Origin of the sequence: Bacteroides intestinalis DSM 17393 (genome assembly GCF_000172175.1) — a bacterium.
Lineage (GTDB): Bacteria > Bacteroidota > Bacteroidia > Bacteroidales > Bacteroidaceae > Bacteroides > Bacteroides intestinalis.
In genome coordinates, this window is the sequence record NZ_ABJL02000008.1 from 2,560,566 (window position 1) to 2,582,812 (window position 22,247).

Below are 22,247 nucleotides of genomic sequence, written 5' to 3' on the forward strand. Positions count from 1 at the left end.
GACATTCTCTTTTAAAAAGCCAAAAGCTTACTTTTTAGTCAGGTTATAATTAGCGCCAGGATGATAATAAGCATCATAATATGCTTCCGGCAATTCTGCCGTACCATTTACTATACGGCACAGAGATATGCCATAACGTTGGCCTCTACCCATCAGAGTCAGATTTCCAAGCGGATCAAATGCTCCCTTCGTAGCAGTCGTATTTGTATCGTATTTCCAAGTATTCTGGTTACCATTCTTATAAGTTCCCCATCTCATTTCCCATGTTTCGGGATCCTCTGTATCACCTTCATGAATAACCTGAGGCATGGAAATAGTAAAGTTACCATTATTGGAATCAAATTCAGCTACCAAAGGATATTTATTGGTTATTTCAGGATATTCTCCCCAACCATAGATATAGTAAGTCTTACCATCCTCTTTAGCCTCAATACGAATATCAAATGTCTGATCTCCATTATAATCCCACCAACCATTACCACCTTCGGGAGGCGTAAAAAAGAATAAAGAACTGGTAGAAGCTACTTGCCATTCACCCAGATAAGCCTCATAGTTAGACTTAACCCCTGTTGAAGCCGTGAAGTCCGTCCTTCCATAATACTTACCACTCCATTCTACCTCATCATTGAACAGAATCTTACTTACAGCCGTGAAATAATAATCATAAGAATACAATTGTGGTTTCGGGTTATAGAATACCTGCAAACCATATCCGGCATCTTTCAGGTCCTGAATCGTTTCTTCTTTAAAACTTGTCCAGCCACCTTTATATTCTTCATTAATCTTCAATGAATAAGGACCATACTTTGATTTGGGAAGTCCGGTGAAATTAGATTCACGTCCTTTAACGTATCTCTGATAAGTTCCATAACACATATAATCTACCAATTCGCCAATAGACTTACCATCGACAGTTCCGCTTGGAGAATCCTCAAAATTACTTTTATATTCATAAATACCCAGCAATTTATCAGGCATCACCTTGCGACATTCGCTGATCAAGCGACAGTAATTCTCACGGGAACGTTGCTCGAAGCCCGGACTCGGATTCTCTTTGTAAACTGTATACTCGTCATCAAAATCAATGCCGTCCAAACCATAAATATCGACAAATGCTTTCAATTCTTTGGCAAAATCAGCCGCAGCAGCCTGCGATAAGTTACCCATACCGGCTTCATCATGATTACCCAAGATACTCATATTGACTTTGATACCTTTAGCCTGCAAAGGACGGATAAATTTATCTGCATTTTTCAACAGGAAAGATACCTGATCGTTACAATGAATATGCACACGGCCGCTTTCACTATCCACATTGATATTGGCAGCAAAGATACTAACTACATCAAAGAACGGTTTTCCACTTTCCTTCATTACATATTCACCACAATTCAGGATATTTTCATCATTCACTTCCACAAAACAGAGAGTACGTACATCTCCCTTTTTAGAATCAGGCACAGCTGCCAATGGCTTCACCAAATAAATATAAGTCTGATTATTAGCTGAAACAGCCACTCCATCATTTGCAGTAGCTGAAACCGCTACTGCATAGGTTGAACCGATTGAACCTCCGGCATTAATAGTTAATTCTACTGCACCGGACTTTTTCTCTCCGGTTTTAACAGTCACCGTACCACCATTTGCCAAGCTCAATTTATCAGCAGGATACATAGCATAAGATGTACCATGAGCAGCATTATAAACTTCAAGTGCTGTTGCATCTACTTTGAAAGTAACCGTTATGTCTTTTTCAGCAGCTTTACTCAATTCAAAATAAAGATGTCCCGTACCGGCTTTATCCCCAAAGAGAGAAATTGAAGTAAGTTCGCGTGCTCCGGCAGCTGATCTGACATAACCGTATACGCCATCCACTGTATCCAGCTTTTCTGTATTAACGGCATTGATCGTAATGTCATCTTCACAACTTGTGAAAACAGTTCCTGCACAGGCAAAGGTAACTGCCAACAAGCCTAATTTTATGTGATTCATATATTTCATAATATACATCTGTTTAAAATATAACTTAATTTATTTCGCAGGCAATTCTACCGCAGTCCAAGTAAGCGATTCCACCGCTGTAGCATGATTCTCATTCCCGCTATAATCGGCTATTGAAGTACCTACACCTTCATCAAATTTCCAATAGGCAACCAGTCCTTCCGCACCCGGTTCTACCTGATAAAAATGATTCTTTGCATTAATTTCCTCCTGAGTTAAAACCTTATTCCAAATACGGCATTCGGACATTTCACCATCAAACCAACGATCACGGTTATAAGAGTGACCAATCCAGAAGCCATTACCCTCATCAGTTTTTGTCTTTCCCAAATCCAATGCTCCCCAATTCGCTGTCGCTTCCAATTTATTCACGCCATTGAAATAGGCTATCACTTTTTGAGCTTCAGCATCATAAGTCACTGCAATATGTGTCCATTCACCGGTAGCCACAGTCAGATCTTCTGAATTTATCTTCTTATCTCCAGGACCTACAATCTGCAAACAATTCTTTGCCGGCGCAGTATCTCCGAAACGGAGCAGGAAATATCCTTCAATACCCAGAACTGTACTGATAGCTTTATCGAGCTTGCTGGGATTTACTAATACTTCCACAGTCAGCTTCCGTAAACCATTTGCCTTTTCAGGTGTACCCCAATTTACGTATACAAGATTCTTAGTAAGATCAGCTACTACATTGATAAGGGCAGCACCTTTAAATACGTAATACATGGTACGGGCACTTTGCAGAATACCTACGTTAGCCTGATCAATGGTTACAGGTAATACATAAACCTTTTCAGCATCCAGCTCTGTCAGATTACCAAATTTCAATGTGACTTTTTCTGAAAGAACAGATCCGGCAGGAATCACAGTCTGTGGAGTTTCCAATGTATAATGCTTACTCGGCAAAGCCTCAGCATTATCATAAAATGCAGCATTATAAGTGTCAACCAACGCAGGTTCAGCTTTCAAGGAAATAGTTACATCTGCATTTTCCGGCTTAGCCATAGCAACCCTGAATTCACCTTCCGCAGAAGGAATCGTATTCTTCAGTAAAACATTACTAGTCTTCACCGAAGCATCTATATACACTTGGTTATCAAACGTTTCAGTATCATCACTACAAGCTGTCAAAGCTACAGACAGCAATGTGATCGATAATAAATATAAGTTTTTTAATTTCATAGCTTGATTTATTTTTTAGGAGCAGGGTTCATAATATTAATAGCCTCTTTCACATACTGGTATGTGTTAGTAGCATTGTAATAGTCATTCTGAACATTATAAATAGCCAATCCGGCACGGGTATAGCCATCAGATGGTTCCGTAGTCCAATAAGCTGCCTCCGTAAGCGCCCGGTCGGTACCGTAGAACCCGGTTTGCTTATCAGATGCATCCAGTGAAGCTGTGGAAACAGCAACTACGAAACGATCAGTCGGAACACCTGCAGCAGCCATGGCCAAACGGGCAAATACCGACAACTGTGCATCATCCGTTACATTATCCGTAGCCAGGATGATGTGCTTACAATTAGTCAAAATGGTCTGCTCAATCAAATTTTCCGGATATCCCTGAAATGTCAGCAACTTATCTGCATTAGCAGTTTTCCAGGTTAAAACAGCACTGAAAAAAATATCCTGATATTTCTTTGCCTCTGCTTTTTGTTCGGCAGACATATAAATAGGATTATTTCCCTTATATTCAGTAATCATACCATCGAAACTCCCTGCATAACCAATCTGTTTGTCCATTTCTGACTTCAGATAAGTATCGAAAGATCCGGTTTCCGTACCTTCCTTTACTTTTTCAGTATATTCTTTTTGAATCTTATCAAAACTGATAGTATATACCACCTTGGTACCCTTAGCATGTACAGTTTGCATATCAACTAATTCAAACGCAGCCAGTTCTGCTGGGTACATCATGGAAATTACGTCCAAACTGTCAGGAGCATCAGAGATATGCTGTCCACGACTGAACGGTGTTTTCTCGCTATTGTCGAACCAGGCATATACAACCTTATGGTCCGAATTCTTATAGGCTACCAAATTTTGCAGATATTTGGCATACGCAGCCGGATCTTGTTCCTCTATTCCGGGAGTATTGATATTCACATTCTCTACTTCCGTCCAGTCGTCACATGCGCTGAAACAGGTTATGGCAGCGAAGCAGGAAGCTACGATGAATATATTTTTCATTTTATTTTTCATAATTCTTTTCTTTATTAGATGTTAGGGTTGCAGTCCCACCATACTTTGGAAGACATTCTATCGTTCGCAGGTTTCAAATCTTGCAGAGCATTCTGCACATTCGTACCATTGTCCTTGTACTCATCCTGCGGATAAGGCAAGCGGCGTGGAAAAGTACCTTCGGGAACTTCCGCCTTGTTTTTATTAACGGCAGCAGTCATCAGACGCGGGTAACCCGTACGACGGAATTCAGCCCATGCTTCGTTACCCAACGGGAATATGGCGATCCATTTCTGGGTAATTATACGTTCCAGATTTGTTTCAAAGACGGCGCTATTATCATACTTAATCGTAATAGTCGGCTGAGAACCGTTATAACTATAAGTACCCAGAGGATCTTTATACAGATCGGGCAAACTACTACCATCTTCCAGATAAGCATCAGCACCGGAAGCCCCCCATTGACTGAATGATAACTCTACGCCTTTCTTATAAAAACTTTCTGCAGTTCCACCCATGTTCCAACCACGCAATGCACCTTCGGCACGCAGGAAGGCAACTTCAGCAGCAGTCATCCAAACAAGTTTCGTATTGGCTTCAACATTCATGTTAGAATACTTATGAGCTGTTTCACTCGGAAGCGGTTCAGTTCCCAAACGAATACCATGATACCCGTTCTTCACTCCATCGGCTGTTGTAAAGGTAGATTCAACAAAATATTTTTCACGACGAGGATCTTTGTAACCATTCATATAGGCAGTAATATCTGCCGCAATACGAGAGTCACCGCCATTATATTCATACATAATAACTCTGAATGGATTAGTAGTAGCCTGAATGGTCGCATTATCATCATTTGATGTAAACACACCTCCTCTTTCTGAGTCAACAGCTTCCACCGCTTTAGCTTGTGCCGTAGTAGAATCTACATACACCATACGCATAGCCATACGCAATTTCAAAGAATTCGCCAGTTTTATCCAGTTTTCCACTTTACCACTATAAACCTTATCAGCTTTGGATGAAAAAGTCTCCGTACGATGTGGTAATAATGCAGTCACTGCCTCATCCAGTTCATTCAACATAGTCTCATAAACTTTCTTCTGAGTATCCAGCGGAGCAGTCAGGTCACCATTGGCCCCCAACTGGGAATAAGGAATAGGACCGTATCCATCTGTAACACGCAAGATAGCTGCTACCTTTACAACTTTTCCTACTGACAAATAAACAGGGTCTTCAGTTGCAGCTTCCAACTGTGCATAGTTAGCATACACATTAGGAATAACATCTTTATATAATTTACCTACCCAGTCCTGAGATTGGTTGTAGTTGGAGAAACGGTTCGTGAAACCGGAATTGGATTCCGCCAAATAGCCACCGTAAGGTCCACCCAAAAGGGCCTCCAGAAACTGATTAAGAAGTACATCCGTAGGGATGACATATCCCTGCATACCTGTCAATGCCGAACGAGTCAAGTAGGCATCACGGTCCATCTGGTCTTTGGTTGCTTCATACGGATTGGTATTATAATCCATATAATCACCTGTGCAAGATGCCAACATGCCAGCTAACATTCCACCGCATAAAGCGAATTTTATAATTGATTTTCTCATTGTTTTTTCTTTCTTTAATCTGTTAGAACTTAAATCTTACATTGAATCCTAAGCTACGCGCACTCGGCGTCATAAAGTTGTCAATACCCTGATAGTAGTTACCGGTAGAAGCTACTGCTTCCGGATCGAACGGAGCTTTACAATAAAGCATCAGCAAGTTACGGCCTACCAGAGATACGGTCACGTCAGCCACATTCCAAAGTTTATCTCTCGGTATAGTATAACCGACACTGGCTTCCTGGAGACGCAGATTGGTAGCACTGTAAGTGTAATATTGTGGAATACCAGACTGAGAACCGATAGTAGTATACCATTTCTGTGCATTTACCAAGTCCGTTCCATTCACATAAACACCACCTTGATTGCGTGCTATTTCTGTTGACTCAGAAACACCATACATATCCATAGCAGCCTGAGTAGCAGAGTAAACGATACCACCGATACGTGCAGAGAGCATGAAACCAAAATTCAGGTTCTTCCAGCTGAAATCATTTCTCCACGACATATTGCATTTTGCAAATACGCTACCCAATTTAATATCTTCTGCATTATAATTAGCAGTCACACTACCATTCTGATCTACCAGAATATTGCCGTTACTATCACGTTGCAGGTCGGCAGTAGAATAGAGATCACCCAAAGAGCCACCTTTCTTCAGAATGAAACGAGCCTGTCCCATACCACCTACATCCAAGCGTTCTTTAGTGATGACAGTTCCGGTTTCAGGATGCACATAGTTTTCCAGCAGTTCAAGAATCTCATTCTTATTGGTACTGAATACGTAATTACTGGACCATTTAAATTTACCCCATTCATTAGAATAGCCCAATCCTAATTCAATACCCTTATTTCGTACGCTACCCGTCTGCACATACAATGTTGAGTAACCGGAAGATACGGAAATCTTAGGGTCAAACGTCTGATTATAAGTTTTAGTAGTATACAAAGCCAAATCCAGATTAAAATGATTCAGGAAACGGGCAGTAAGACCTACTTCCCATGAATCCGTTCTTTCCGGTTTCAGATTATACATCGGATAGTTACGTTTGGATTGCCAAACCTTATTGGAGTTATCCCATGAATAAGTAGGGTTGGCCAGGAAACGCGGGAAAGGAAGACCCACAGATGCAAATGAGCCACGTACTTTCAGAAAAGAAATTTGTTGTGGCAATTTCAGTAACTCGGACAAAATAACAGAACCACCGACTGAAGGATAAAGGAATGCACTCTGAGTAGAATTAGGACCTGCCAATTGTGAAGGCCAGTCAGAACGTCCGGTCAAAGTCAAGTAATAAGTACTCTTATATCCTAATTCAAGACTGGCAAAAACAGACTGAGTCTGATCATGAAAACCTGACTGCGTACGTTTTGTCTTACTGTCATCCAACTGGAATACATTGAAAACGTTAGGAATACCGTCTTCACTGATAGGACCACGATTTTGCAGTACATCTTGTTGCATATCCGATAAAGAAGCACCAATATTAGCCTGGAAAGTAAGATTTTCACCAAAGTTTTTATTGATGTTCAACATGATATCAGCATAAGTTTGCTTGTCATTCGTATTAGAAATACCATACAAACCGTTGTTAGAGCCTTCGGCCAATGTAGTATTACTTGTAGCATAAAGCTTTTCCGTATAAGTACTTGCAGAGTTATCCACACGCACACGGCCTGATACACTCAACCAATCTAAAATCTTATAGCTCAAGCTACCACTCAACATATAACGATCCTTATTATTCTCACGCAGGTTACGATAAGCAATCCAGTACGGATTTTGTCCTGTAAAAGTATCGATGCCCTGTGGCCAATATTGTGTATAGATGTTACGGGAAGTATCCCAGCGTTCGTACATCTTAATCTCATTCCAGTCGTCACCACGAGGGAACAAATAAGCTGTAACCAACGGATTAGAGTAAGTACCCTGATTCACCATATTTTGGTCTTTCTGTTTGATATAAGAAGCACTTACATCCAGTGTCATCTTATCATTCAGGAAAGAAGTAGTGTTGCGGAAAGTAAAGTTATAACGGTCATAATCGTTATTCGGAACCATACCGACAGAATTCACAGCACTCGCAGAGAAGTAAGTCTGATTCTTTTCCGTACCTGTAGATAAAGAAACGGTTTCGGTAGCTACCACACCTGTTCTCAGAAAGTCATTGATCGGATCATATCCCATGTAATTGGAAGGGTTCAATTTATTACCCCAGCTTTTTTCTACAGAACCTGCACTGGACAGAAGATCGCCTGTGCCATAAGAATTCTGAAAATTAGGAGTAACAAACGGACGGAGAAATTCAGTATTCTGTGATACAGTCAAACTCAAACGTCCTTCCTTGCCTTTCTTAGTCGTAATAACAATAGCACCATTGGCAGCGTGACTACCATACAAAGCGGCAGCGGCAGCACCCGTCAGTACAGACATAGATTCGATGTCTTCCGGATTTATATCTGCAATCGCTTCTGAAGAACCTTTAGAGTCAAATTCCTGACCACCTTCACCGGAAAGATTGAACATAGGTACACCATCGATCACATAAAGAGCGTTGCTGGACTGATCAATACCTTTCGTACCACGCATCACTACTTTACTGGCACCACCTACACCGGAGGAACTGGCATTAATGGTAACACCCGCCACTTTACCAGACAAAGAGTTTACAAGGTTAGCATCTTTCACTCTGGTCAGTTCATCACTTTTGATTTCCTGAACATTGTAACTCAATGCTTTAGTTGCACGTTTAATACCCAAGGCAGTTACAACAACCTCTTCTACCAGTTGAGAATCGCTCTCCATCATCAGATTGATAACACTCTGTTCCTTTGCTGCAATCTCCTGTGTTTTATAACCGACATAAGAGAATTGAATTACAGGATTTGCTTCTGTTGTGGTCAGCGTAAAATTACCGTCAAAATCGGTGATACAACCCACACTGGTACCTTTCACCAATACATTGACACCGATCAGAGGCCCCATATCGTCCGATACCTGACCGGTTATCGTACGTTCTTTTCCTTGTTGGGCACCTTCTTGTCCTGATTGAGACTTCTCTGAAAGATAAACAATGTTATCTTCTACTTTAAAAGAAATATTTTTCCCTTTAAGAATAGCAGTCAAGGCATCTTCGATAGATGCATTCTTCACATTGACTTTTTCCACTGCCGTAGCAGCAAGTTTGTCGTCATAAAAAAATTGATACTTGGATTGAGTTTTGATTTGTTCAATGACCGTACCTAATGTCGTGCGAGACATGTTCAAATCCAGTTGGGCAAAAGTCCACTGAACTGATACAGTCATGAAGAACAAGACTAATAAAGCCCGTAGAAATTTCGAACTTTGAAAAGCATGATTGTTGTCCATAAACAAAGTTTAAAGGTTACACATTGGTTAATTTTAATCTGCCAGGAGATCCTTTCTCCCGACTTTCATATATAAACAACAGTCGCTAAAAATACACTTACTACAAAATGATATTTTTTTTCATTAAAACAAAAAAGGGAATAGTTTTAATTTCTATTCCCTTCTTTCTTACATTATTAACTTCAGCCCTTACTTCTTTTTTATTTCGTTAGAGAAAGAATATGGATAATCTTCCGGATGTATTCCTCTCTGTAAGTTGGGCTTATTACCCATATCAAATTTCAGGACACCGCCCTTCAACAGGTCTTCATGTTTCACATAATTCTTCGTATATTCATTTCCATCCAGACGAAGCGATTCAATATACATATTTTCAGAACTATTGTTTGCTGCATCAATAACCAATGAACGGCCATTCTCAAGATGAAGTGTAGCTTTCTTGAACAAAGGAGCACCGAGAACATACTCATCGGTTCCCGGACAAACCGGATAGAAGCCTAATGCTGAGAACACATACCAGGCAGAAGTCTGCCCATTGTCTTCATCTCCACAATACCCATCAGAACCTGGAGTATACATACGGTTCATCACCTGACGCAACCAATATTGGGCTTTCCAAGGCTGCCCGGCATAATTGTACATGTAAATCATGTGCTGTATAGGCTGGTTACCATGCGCATAGTTACCCATGTTCATCACTGTCATTTCACGTATTTCATGAATCACCTGTCCATAATAGCTGTCATCGAAGATGGGAGGAACAATAAACACAGAATCCAGCATTTCGACAAAAACTTTTTCACCACCCATCAAATCGATCAAACCTTGCGGATCGTGGAAAACGGACCAGGAGTAATGCCAACTGTTTCCTTCTGTAAAGGCATCTCCCCATTTCAAAGGTGAGAAAGGTGTCTGGAACTGCCCATCTTTATTACGTCCACGCATCAACAGGCTTTCCTTATCGAACACGTTCTTATAGTTCATAGCACGATTGGCAAAAAGTTTCTGCTCTTTCTTCGGACGATCCAGCGCTTTTGCCATCTGATAGATACACCAGTCATCATAAGCATATTCCAGAGTACGGGCAGCATTCTCATTGATCTTTACGTCATAAGGAACATAACCTAATTCATTATAATATTCATAACCGAGACGTCCGGTAGAAGAAACTTCAGGATGTACATTCTTTGTGCCATGGATAAGTCCTTCATACAAGGTAGCCACATCATCCACTTTAACCCCCTTCAGATAGGCATCAGCCAGTACAGAGGCAGAGTTGTTGCCAATCATACAACCACGATGTCCCGGGCTAGCCCATTCAGGGAAGAAACCGCTTTCCTTATATGTATTGACGAGACCTTCCTGGATTTGTTTGTTTACCGAAGGATACATCAGGTTGAGGAAAGGGAACAGGCAACGGAAAGTATCCCAGAAGCCGGTATCCGTATACATATATCCAGGTAATACCTGACCATTGTAAGGACTATAATGAACAGGATTGCCAGTTTCATCAAATTCATAAAAAGCACGGGGGAAAAGTACCGAACGATACAGACAAGAATAAAAAGTACGATACTGATCAAGATTGCCACCATCCACTTCTATTTTACCCAATACCTCATTCCAGGCATCTTGCCCTTTCTGAACCAAAGTATCAAAACTATCGTTTCCAAGCTCTTTCAAGTTTCTGTCTGCCTGCTCAAAACCGATAAAGGAAGAGGCTACACGAGCATGCACGATTTCTCCTTTACGGGTTTTAAAACCAATGATTGCACCTGCATGTCCGGCCTTCTGCTCTTTTTGATTCTCTGCCAAAACGCCATCGGCAACAGAAGCCTGATAAGTGAAAGGCTTGTCGAACTCAATAACAAAGTAGTTCTTGAAGTTATTGGGCACTCCACCACTGTTACGGGTTGTGTATCCGATAATCTTATTTTGTTCAGGAATAATTTTAATATAAGATCCTTTGTCGAAAGCATCCACTACAATATATGAATGTTCATTCTCCGGAAAAGTAAAACGGAATAAAACAGCACGTTCAGTGGGAGTAAACTCTGTCACGACATCGTGTTCAGCAAGATACACCTTATAATAATGAGGCAATGCAACTTCTCCTTTATGAGAGAACCAGCTGGCACGCTTATCTTCATTAAATTCGGGTTTGCCCACTACCGGCATGATAGAAAACTGACCGTAGTCATTAATCCAGGGACTGGGTTGATGGGTTTGTTTAAAACCACGGATTTTATGGGCGGTATAAACATACTGCCAACCATCTCCCATTTTTCCTGTTTGAGGAGTCCAGAAATTCATACCCCATGGACGTGCGATAGCAGGATATGTATTGCCTGTAGATAGTTCGAAACTGGATAACGTACCCATCAGCGGGTTAACGTATTGTGTTAAATCTTTAGTCTGCGCCCAAAGAGCACAGCCCAAAAAGCACATTGATAAAAGCAGCCTTCTCATACTATTATATTTATAAGATTATATATTTCAAAAGTTTCCTTTTATTTTTTGGGAGACAAAAATACACTATTTCCTACAATTTTATATTCAATAGGTATTGCATTTGTACTTTTAATCAAATTCAGGATATCCTCCACAGTGTTTTTCTTCTTCAGTGTACCCGAATATGTTTTAGTAGCATCCATATCAGGCGCCAGAATAATCTTCACTCCATAAGAATTCTCTAAAGTACGGGCAATCGTAAATATATCGGCATTTTCAAAGACAAACTGATTATTATGCCAATTCTCAATACCTGTATCCACTTGCTTCACTACCAGACGACGAGTTACAGCGTTCAATTCGGCTTTTTGTCCCGGGGCCAACACAATCATACCCTCATTGTGATTGCCTTTCACCTCAATTTCTCCCTTAATCAGTGTAGCTACTGCCGAACGGTTCATCTGATCACTCTTCAAGTTAAAGACCGTACCCAGCACTCTGACTTGCATGGCTTCACTTCGCACAATAAAAGGCTTTTCTACATTTCTCTTTACTTCAAAATAAGCCTCTCCCTCCATATACACATTTCTTCCATTTTCAGAAAACTCACGCGGGTACTTCAAGGTTGTATGCTTATTCAACCATACTTTAGTGCCATCGGGCAGCATCAACTCCTTCACCTCATCCCGGGCTACAACAGCCACTAACTGTTCTTCACTTTGAGACTGATAGATATGATAGCTCAAACCGGATACAAAAAAAATTCCTATGAACATAGCAGCATACTTCATCCAAGTATGCATTCTACGCACCTTGAACTGTTTAGCTTCTTCCTGTGCCAACCGTTTGAATAACTGCTTTTCTGCTTTTTCTATTTTTTTCTCATCAGTAGAATCGCCATTCTTTCCCAGATGATATATTTCCTCTATCCTGAACAATTCACGCGCATTATCGTCCGACTCGTTCAGCCAAGTGTTCACCTCACGGAGTTCTTCTTCAGAACATTCACCCATAAGGAATTTGACCAGTAATTCTTCATTCAACTTGTTTTTTCCTTCTTTCATCATACTAATAAAACAATCGTTTCGACAAAAACACTTATACCTTATTCAATAAAAACAGGACTAACATAAAGTTGAGGTAGCCCAATCTTTCACGCAGGAACTTCAAAGCTTTATACATGTGAGCCTCTACCGTCCGTAACGATATTCCCATTGTTTCTGCAATTTCTTTGTTCTTCATATCATGCAGATAACTGAGTTTGAAAACCATCTTGCATTTATCCGGCAGTCCATTAATGGCTTCGGAAAGCTCTCTTCTAAGCTCACGATCCTCTATCCTTTTCACTACATCATTACTATCCGGCTGATAGAATTCAACCCTCTTCTGATTAATTTCCATTACGACAGCTTCGTAACTATTCTTGATATCCCGGTGCTTCAAAACATTCAAAGCACGGGTATACACCGCCCGATACAGAAATGCCTGTATCTGCTCTCCCACCGTCACTGTATCTTTTCGTCGCCACAATTCCACAAACACATCTTGTACTACGTCCTCTGCTTCTTCCTCGCCCACAATACGTGTAGCATAGAAAAGCAGATTGGCATAGTATTTACGGAAAAGGAGTTTATAAGTTGAATCAAAGTTATCACCCATAATCCCACAACTTCATTTTATCACTCTATCGCATACCACACTGCCCCCGGTTTATTCCCCATCTCAAATTCAAAGACAGAGCCATTCATTATTTGTTCATGTGTGATATAGCTTTTATCATAAGGTTTCCCGTCGAGTTTCACCGACTGGATATATATATTCTCTTCACTAACAGTCGGCGCCAATACCGTAAATGTCTTGCCGTTATCCAAATGCATTTTCATTTCAGGATACATAGGGGTGCCTATTTCATATCTGCCGCTAACCGGATCTACCGGATAGAATCCCATTGCGCTAAATACGTACCAAGCAGACATCTGACCACAATCCTCATTCCCGCATAAACCGGCAGGCGTGTTCTTATAAAGTTCATGCATCACCTCGGCGGCATATTTCTGAGTCTTCCAAGGTTGCCCTACAGCATTAAACAAATAAATGACATGATGGCTCGGTTCATTTCCATGCGCATACTGCCCGATCATTCCGGTACTGAAAATAGGCAGATCTTCATCCGCAGAAGGATTATAAGTAAACATACTATCCAGTTTCTGGGCAAAACGCTCCGTACCTCCGACCAAACCAATCAAACCATCGACATCTTGCTGCACAGACCAGAAATATTGCCAACCGTTACTTTCGCAAATATGCGGAGTATAGTCATCCGGACTGAAGGGTTGAATAAAATTTCCTTTATTATCACGCGGCTGCATAAAAGAAGCCTGGGGATTATATACATTCTTATAGTTTTGAGAACGTTTATAGAATGCATCTGCAATCTGCCTTTCACCCAACTTGTCCGCCATACGGGCAATACAATAATCATCGTAAGCGTATTCCAGAGTTTTAGAGAGCGACCAGTTCTCTGAGTTATAATGATCTGTCACATCATAAGGCACATAACCATACTTTTTATACAATCCAATTCCTCGATATTCATCTATATTGGCTGTAGCTACACAGGCTTCCAAGGCTTTCTTCGGATCAAAATTTCCTATTCCCTTCAGATAAGCATCCACAATAACCGGTACAGCATGATAGCCTATCATCATATCCGTTTCACTTCCATAGAAGTTCCATACCGGAAGACGTCCGTTCTGTTCAAAAAAAACAAGAAAAGACTGAACCATATCATTCACACGTTGCGGTTCTATATAAGTGTAAAGAGGATGAGCGGCACGATAGGTATCCCACAATGAAAAAGTACTGTAATTGGTCCATCTATCTGCCTGATGCACTTGTTTATCGGGACCGTAATAGGCACCGTCCACATCATTATAAATAGTCGGTGCCAGCATAGAGTGATACAGAGCCGTATAAAATTTGACTTTCTCATCAGGATCATCACATGTGATTTCTATCTTAGACAGTTGTTCATTCCAGTTTTTTTGGGTAGTAGCCAGATATTTGTCGAAATCATCATCCGGTGCTTCGGCTGCAAGATTACGAGCAGCTCCCTCCATGCTTACACCTGATATGGCAGTGGTTACAAGAATCTGCTCTCCTGCAGCGGTATGGAAATCAAAACGGGCGATAGCAGACGTTCCAATCCGTTCACCATCCTTGACAATAGTAGCAGTATCCAACTGCATTGCTTTAAACGGTTTAGAGAATCGGGTACGAAAATAAATATGCTGATCGCGTGCCCAACCGTCAGAAAAGCGATACCCTTGTATGGTAACAGAATCGATTCTCTCAATATAAGTATCATTGGTAAAATCCCAATTCATAGCCTTTCGCAAATTAAGGAAAATGGCAGCATCTGCTTCAGGGAAGGTATAACGTTGAATACCGCAACGCTCGGTTGCCGTCAGTTCTACATTGATATCATAGTCTTTCAACCGAACCTGATAATATCCGGCACTGGCAGTTTCTTCGGAGTGAGAAAATAAAGAATGAATACCTAACGGAGCATCCGTCTCTTTATAGGGCAAAGTAACAGGCATAAAAGATATATCATATAAATCACCTGCCCCGGTACCTGAAAGGTGGGTATGGCTAAAACCTGCAATCGTGCTGTCCGGATAGAAATAACCGGAGATGCGATCCCATCCCGGAAGCCCGTTATCGGGACTTAACTGCACCATACCGAACGGAGTTTGTGCTCCGGGATACGTATTCCCGGTAAAATCCGTACCGATAAAGGGGTTGACATACTCTGTGGCATAGCACTTACTCTTCGTATCCGGTTGCTGGGACACACACGCTGAAAGGGAGAAAAGGAATAAAACCAGTAAAAACAATTCTGACAATTTCATAATACTACATAGTTAACGTGCATATGTAACAACTCAGCATCCGGAAACACTTAACGGTTTCCCTAATAAATTCATCGAACGAACAAATATAGCCTAAAAATTCCAATTAATTTATAACTTTGCCGCAAAAAGCGACAATGAGCTATACGACTTATCTCTTTGACTTTGACTACACGCTCGCAGACTCTTCTCGCGGCATCGTTACCTGTTTCCGTAATGTGCTCAATCAACATGGTTATACAGATGTAACCGATGAAGATATTAAACGTACCATCGGAAAAACTTTGGAAGAATCTTTCTCTATCCTGACGGGAGTGACGGATGAAGACCAACTAGCTGGTTTTAAGAGCGAATACAGGAAGGAAGCGGATACCCACATGACAATAAACACCGTACTCTTTCTGGAAACCAAGTCTGTGCTGCTTGCCCTGAAAGATGCAGGCGCATTCATCGGCATCATCTCCACCAAATACCGTTATCGCATAAAGGAAATGCTCGACCAGCACTTCCCCGGCAGTTTCTTCAACATCATTATTGGCGGAGAAGATGTACAAACAGCCAAGCCCTCACCCGAAGGGTTGCTGCTTGCCATCAAACAGTTGCATGTCACCAAGGCAGAAACCCTCTACATTGGCGATAGCACAGTGGACGCTGCCACAGCCAAAGCAGCTGGTGTGGACTTTGCCGGTGTAACCCATGGAGTAACTTCCGCCGAAGAATTAGGCAAATATCCGCATTGGAAAATTATGAACTCACTGGAAGAACTCTTGGAAACGGATGAACAACCAACCCATCCGGTTGTCAATCCACCTTCCGTTCCGGTTATTGTTTCCCGTCGCACTCCTTGCAGAAAGAAAATGATCAATATCTGGCAAATACTAATCCTGGCAGTACTACTATGGTTATCTTTTGAAGAAGGAGAAGACAGTAATGTTTTTCTGTGGGCTTTCATTCTGGTTCTCTTGTATATCCTTACCAAACGCAGGATTCTGCCAAACCGAATATTAAACTCTCCCTGGTGGCTTCCCTGTAAGATACGCCTTCGCGCCCTACACATCAAAATGGTACAAGGAAAGAAAACACCGCCCATGAGTGAAGAAAGCAATATTTGCTTAAATTGTGAAACTGCTTATACAGGTAGCTATTGCAACCGTTGCGGTCAAAGCCGGAATACTCCCCGTTACCGTTTCAGTAATGCATTCAGAAATATATTAGGCGGATTCACTAATATCGATAATGGTTTCGGCCGCACCCTTCTGGACTTGCTCTACCGCCCGGGATACATGATCAGAGACTTCATTGCTGGCAAACGAATCTTATACTTCCGCCCCTTCCAGACATTATTTGTACTTGCCGCCCTTTACATAATGGCTGTGCAACTGGTAGACCCTGAAGCCCTGAAAGAAAAGAAGGAAAAATCACAGGAAGTCCAAAGACAAGAAATACTTGCTGCACGTGAACAACTACAAAAACGAATAGAGGGAACAGAAGACTCACACACCAAAGATGTTCTGAACCAGGCCATAAAAGGCTTGAACAAGAAACTGGAAAATCTGGGAACAGAGGATTCTACGGAAATCCGGAAGAAGAATCTGATAGTCACACGCGAACTTTTGCAGAAACAGATAAAAAAGGCCAAAGAACCAGCTCAAAAGGAAGTTCTGACTCAAACTATAAAAGACCTGAATCTGGATTTGGAAAAACTAGAAACAAAAAGTTCTTTTAAAAAGGACAATATCACCATAAAAATAAATGGCGATGAAGATGATGAGCTCATAGACGAATTGCTGAAAGATGGGTCTTCAGCATTTGATAAACTTGAAAAAGTCATCCACAACACACCTTTCTTGGAAAAAGTATGGAACTTACTGAAAAGTTGGGGACATGGCAACAAGGCATTCCGCATCATTGCCACGTTACCTCTTTTTGCTCTGGCAACGCTCATGGCTTTCCGTCGTAAAAAGAACAAGCTGCGCTATAATCTGACAGAACATGTATTTATACAGGCCTATATCGCTTGCCAAATACTCTTGCTCAGCATCATTGTGCTTCCTTTCAACGGCAGTGCACAGGTAGGCGATTTATACGAATTGCCCATACTATTCATCTTTGCCCTCTTCTGCCTGGATTATAAGCAACTGTATGGATACACGTGGTGGAGAAGTTTTTGGACCACAGTACTTATGTTCTTCTACAGTCTAATATTGCTTATTATCTTTGCTATTATTGTAGTAGCCCTGATAGTTGCTGCGGTTTATATAATAAAAGTTCTCCCTATCAATTGATATGAGAGAACTTTTATTTATTTCAGGAAAAATCAATTCGTATCTATTATTGGGGATTTGCAAGAGCCCCTACCATCCATTCTGAAAAAGGATAAGTATTCATCATACCGGAATTGATTGAGGAACAAGTCCAAGCATCCCAACTGTTCTGAGTTAATGTGCGCAAGTCTGCCATATATGGAGAATATTCAAATGATTCCGGAACATTCTTCCCATCATCACCCAAATAATACGAACAATAATTCTCATACCAGCCACCCATCCAATAATCGGCAGGATCGGTTGATACAAATCCATCTCCCGTCACATCATCTTTCAGAAAGATTACCCCATCCGTAAAGTCCTTTGCATCATATGTAATAGACATGGATTCATTCTTTATAGAAAAACAACCATCACCATTGGCATCGTAGCCCAAACCACGAACAGACCGACTGTCATCACCACCAAAACCTGGTCCCATCACAACAAAGAAGCGAGGATCTGCTTTAGCAATTGCTAAGATCATCTGATATCCGGTAGATTGGTCACTTTCTTTCCAACGATACCCCCAACTCAGGAAATGAACATTATCCTGTATCGGATCTTCCCAGTTGTCACCACTTATCCATTGCACGCCTAATGCAGACTGACATTCTCCCTCTCCTGTCCAGAATTGAATATCACTCATAGACTTTACAGCATCATAAGCCACATATACATTCACCAGTATAGCGGCATAGGCTTCATCTTTATCCTTATAAGCTGCAAACTTCACGTCGTAAGTTCCTGCCTTTGTGGGAGTAAACACATACTTCAGTTCAGTTGATACCTTCTCACCATCCACTGTCCACTCAAAACGAGCATTTTCACCATTTTCCACTTTCGCCTCCAAGGTGAGAGATTTTCCAAGTGCAACGTCTTGTTTTTCACCATCGACAATGGATACTGAGAGTAGTAAAGCATTGTCGTTGGAATCATCGCTACTACAAGATGCCAATCCTATAGTAAGGACAAGACATGATAAAAAATAGATAATATTATTCTTCATAGTTATCTAAAATTAGAAGTAAAGAAGACTCCAGCCGGATATCTTGTACAATCATTATAATGTGCTTTCAAAGTAGGAGTTGCACCACTAAAATCGAATATACTAATTTGATTTATGCTTACATTATCTCCATATCCTTTTATCGTATTGAGATAAACACCTTCTGTTACCGGATCAACGGCCACCGTATTATAAACAATATTGGCATTCTCTACCATTTCTTTAGCATCCACCATCAACTTAGTTTCATTGGTACTAAAAATGTGCCGATAAACTTTGGTAGCAAGACCACTCATATACAATGTATCACCCTTAGCTGTTATGCTAGGAGCAGCTGCAAACGAGGCTGACAATGTTTTTGTAGCATCTTTATCCGCCGATAAGTCGTTTTCTTTTATAATCGAATAATCTTTGGCACTGACTTTAGCTATTTTACCAGTTGAAACCGATACCCAAACGTTATTATCTGATGATTTTACCACACCCGAAATATTACCGTCAAATTCAACCGTTGCCGATACTTTATCCTTTCCGGATTCTATGACAAGAAGATTCTTGTTTTGCGAAGCAAAAACTTTTCCTCCAACAACTGCCATCGTATTTTTTCTGGCTCCTTTCGTTCCTTCGATAAGAGTCGCTTCTCCTGTAGAAGGATGAAACAACTTAATACCTCCGTTATCACGCAGATAAATGTTATCATCGCCCAACACTGCTACATGCGTAGGCCAACTTACCTGACTCTTCAATTCATCACCAAAAGCAGTTTCCAGTTTCAATGTTTCAGCATTGACTATCGTCAAAAAGCCTCCCTCGTTACCTCCGTTTTGAGAAACAATATACATTTTATTGTTGGCAATAAATACATCCTGTGGAACACTACCCAACCATGCTCCATTGTTTTCTTTCTGGAAAGCCATCTCCACTAATTCTCCCTCAGGACTTATGAATATTAAAGACCCACCTTTATCGCCTCGCAAAGAAGCTCCTTCGTTCAGTATAAAGGTTCCATACTTATACTTTCCATACACGTCGAGGTCTAACTTGGCTGCTGCTTCACCTTGTTCCGCATTTGAAACTTTCAGTTGAATTTCACTTTTTCCAAGATCCGTCGCAGTAAACTCATAAGCAGGGGTGGTAGAAACTTCCTTACCATTCAATGTCCAGGCGTATTTCACTTCTGAACTTCCTTCTACTACAGCCTTTAGATTCAGAGTTGTACCTTGCACTACTTCTTGTGCTTCGGCACCCTCTATCACAACTGTTAAAGGCGACAACGGTTCTTTGTCATCATCACTACAAGATACTAGTCCTACCGTAAGGACAAGGCATGATAAAAAATAAATAATGTTCTTCTTCATTGTTAGTATATAAAAAATTAAAAACTAAAATTCAAACATCAACGAGCACAGCACATTACGCAATGGCATCGGATAGTATTGTGTCGATTCATAATAGGTATTCAGAATGTTATCCACACGTACTTGCGAAGTAAGCTGCATGCCGTTCCCTAATTTCCACAAATAACCCACTAATAAGTTATGAACCGTATAAGGACGGGTTGAATAAGATTCATCAGTTGTGACATAACGTTTACCTATATAAGTAGTCTGCCACGAACAAAAGGCTTTTTTATAATCGAACGCCAGCCGTGCATTCCATTTCAATTCGGGCACATAAGGGATCTGCTGCATATAAGAGTTATCATCTACATGCTGCTTCTTCCGCGTACGCGAACGAGCCCAGCTGAAATTACCGGAAAGTGTAGTCTTGAAATCTCCAAAGCTAAGCACCATTTTACCAGTAAACTCTGCTCCCATCGAGAGGACATTACGTTTGTTCTGAGGTGTCCATATCCACTGGTTGCCATCTTTTGGAAGCCACAATATCCAATTGTCAATATGCATCAGATAACCGGACGCTTCTGCATTCAATGTCATCCAGGAGGTTAAATCATTCTTATAACCGATGGCTGCGTCATAAGAATAGCCGTCTTCGGGTTTCACATCAGGATTTCCACCGGGACGCCAATAAAGATCATTCATACTGGGAAAACGATAATTATACGACATGCTACCTTTTACGTAGAAGGTCTTATCGAAAAAGTTTGTGGCAAAACCAGCCGACCATGTAGACACGTTCCGGCTATTATTCTGCTCGAACATATACTGCCCATGTAGTTGTAACCATGGCAATAATGTCCAGTTCGCCGAAGCTTGCAACGACAATACATTGCGATGATGCTTCAATGGCGGTTCGGGTACCGGTATATTATAATACACATCGTCTATCAGGTACTTAGCGGAATCCACATCAATGTAACTACTCACATTTACCAAGTCGTGTGTATAGGTAAGCGTAGCATTCAATACCAACTCGTCAACAGGTGCACACGAATAATCAGCAACCCCCTGCCATGTCTGCGAAGAGTTGATATTGCCTTCCGGGTCGAACAACCCGCCATCAAACCATTTGTCATACTTCAGACGATAATAAAGCCATGCGCCTTTTACATGAAATTCATGGATGCCACGCACGTAGTCGAACCCTACATACCCGCGAATATTCGTTTCATTCTGCTGTTCGTGTGTCTTTCCCACAATGCCTAATGGTTGGGGCAACATGCGCTTCCCTTGTTGTATCCAGCCTACAGCAGCCAGTTGTGCGTACGGATTCAGTTTAAAGTACCCTTCCTGCATCGCACTCCATTGTGAATATTTGGCATCTTGCCGCTTCTCACGGAAAGCTTCATTAGTAAGTACTTTATTAATATAAGTATAGTCATTATCCGAATGCTGATAAAACAAACGTGTTTTCGAAACCACCCGTTTGCCACTTACATTAATCTGTGTTCCTCCGGTATATGTGTTATAAGAACCATATTCTCCAAAAAATTTACCTGTAACTCCCTTTCCCCACTCCGGATCATTGAAGATGTTTACACTCCCACCCACAGCACCGGTACCACTCTTCACATGACTGCTTCCATAATAAAGGTTCACGTTGTCGGCAAAGAAGACAGGGAACTGCGAAAAGTCAAACACTCCGGACATCGGCGGCGTGATGTTGATTCCATTCCAGTTGACCCGGGTTTGCGCAGCACTTCCTCCACGGAAAGAGGCTGTAGATAATGCTCCCGTGCCCAGGCTCTTAATGTAGGTAGCTGAATTTTCGGTCAATAACTCAGAAAACGAACGGGTTTTATTGATTTGCAGCAATTCAGGCTCAAGATGCGTCACTTTTGCACCGGCATTTGCTTCATTGGCATGACGTATCCGACGGGCTACAATCTGCACCTCATCCAGATTCAGGCCATAGGCAATCGTATCCTTTTTTTGAGCTATCGCATCAGTCACCAGCAGGCATGCGGCAACTATCAGGAAAAACAGTTTTCTCATAA

Annotated in this window: 13 protein-coding genes; 1 reads left to right on the forward strand and 12 read right to left on the reverse strand. The window is 41.3% G+C overall.

Translation table 11 applies throughout. The features are described 5' to 3' along the window. Positions 1-27 precede the first annotated feature (27 nt). From BACINT_RS19790 to BACINT_RS19830, 9 genes are all read right to left on the reverse strand, one after another. Entirely contained in the window at positions 28-2,001 is a 1,974-nt protein-coding gene (locus tag BACINT_RS19790; protein ID WP_044155380.1) for a BT_3987 domain-containing protein, read from the reverse strand. Between the two features lie 30 nt (positions 2,002-2,031). Continuing rightward, positions 2,032-3,186 (reverse strand): DUF1735 and LamG domain-containing protein, encoded by a 1,155-nt coding sequence (locus BACINT_RS19795; RefSeq protein WP_007666455.1) that lies wholly within the window; start codon positions 3,184-3,186, stop codon positions 2,032-2,034. A gap of 8 nt (positions 3,187-3,194) precedes the next feature. Beyond that, a complete protein-coding gene (locus tag BACINT_RS19800; RefSeq protein ID WP_044155383.1) occupies positions 3,195-4,199 on the reverse strand; it encodes a glycoside hydrolase family 18 in 1,005 nt (334 codons plus the stop codon). A 26-nt stretch (positions 4,200-4,225) separates the two neighbouring features. Then, positions 4,226-5,803, reverse strand: coding sequence for a RagB/SusD family nutrient uptake outer membrane protein (locus tag BACINT_RS19805; protein WP_007666457.1), 1,578 nt, complete (start codon positions 5,801-5,803; stop codon positions 4,226-4,228). 22 nt (positions 5,804-5,825) lie between these two features. Then, positions 5,826-9,170 carry a TonB-dependent receptor gene (locus tag BACINT_RS19810; protein WP_007666458.1) on the reverse strand — a complete coding sequence of 1,115 codons (3,345 nt, stop codon included), beginning with the start codon at positions 9,168-9,170 and terminating at the stop codon, positions 5,826-5,828. Positions 9,171-9,359: 189 nt separating this feature from the next. Next, positions 9,360-11,639, reverse strand: a complete 2,280-nt coding sequence (locus BACINT_RS19815) for a GH92 family glycosyl hydrolase (protein WP_021967053.1) — start codon at positions 11,637-11,639, stop codon at positions 9,360-9,362. A 41-nt stretch (positions 11,640-11,680) separates the two neighbouring features. Continuing rightward, positions 11,681-12,688: a FecR family protein gene (locus BACINT_RS19820; RefSeq protein ID WP_007666461.1), complete on the reverse strand. Its 1,008-nt coding sequence runs from the start codon at positions 12,686-12,688 to the stop codon at positions 11,681-11,683. Between the two features lie 31 nt (positions 12,689-12,719). After that, the gene (locus BACINT_RS19825) at positions 12,720-13,280 is read right to left on the reverse strand and encodes an RNA polymerase sigma-70 factor (RefSeq protein WP_007666462.1); all 561 of its coding nucleotides are present in this window, start codon (positions 13,278-13,280) and stop codon (positions 12,720-12,722) included. A gap of 20 nt (positions 13,281-13,300) precedes the next feature. Then, on the reverse strand, positions 13,301-15,535 hold the full coding sequence (locus BACINT_RS19830; RefSeq protein WP_007666464.1) for a GH92 family glycosyl hydrolase: 2,235 nt from the start codon (positions 15,533-15,535) through the stop codon (positions 13,301-13,303). 137 nt (positions 15,536-15,672) lie between these two features. Here BACINT_RS19830 and BACINT_RS19835 point away from each other — a divergent pair, with 137 nt between their 5' ends. Next, positions 15,673-17,820 (forward strand): HAD-IA family hydrolase, encoded by a 2,148-nt coding sequence (locus BACINT_RS19835; protein ID WP_007666466.1) that lies wholly within the window; start codon positions 15,673-15,675, stop codon positions 17,818-17,820. A gap of 46 nt (positions 17,821-17,866) precedes the next feature. Here the strand turns inward: BACINT_RS19835 and BACINT_RS19840 are convergent, their stop codons facing one another. From BACINT_RS19840 to BACINT_RS19850, 3 genes are read right to left on the reverse strand one after another with little or no spacing between them, the layout of a single operon-like run. Next, the gene (locus tag BACINT_RS19840) at positions 17,867-18,850 is read right to left on the reverse strand and encodes a PKD-like domain-containing protein (RefSeq protein ID WP_007666472.1); all 984 of its coding nucleotides are present in this window, start codon (positions 18,848-18,850) and stop codon (positions 17,867-17,869) included. A gap of 2 nt (positions 18,851-18,852) precedes the next feature. Beyond that, positions 18,853-20,208: a DUF5074 domain-containing protein gene (locus BACINT_RS19845; RefSeq protein WP_007666474.1), complete on the reverse strand. Its 1,356-nt coding sequence runs from the start codon at positions 20,206-20,208 to the stop codon at positions 18,853-18,855. A gap of 24 nt (positions 20,209-20,232) precedes the next feature. Then, a complete protein-coding gene (locus tag BACINT_RS19850) occupies positions 20,233-22,245 on the reverse strand; it encodes a TonB-dependent receptor plug domain-containing protein (RefSeq protein WP_007666476.1) in 2,013 nt (670 codons plus the stop codon). Positions 22,246-22,247: the final 2 nt, after the last annotated feature.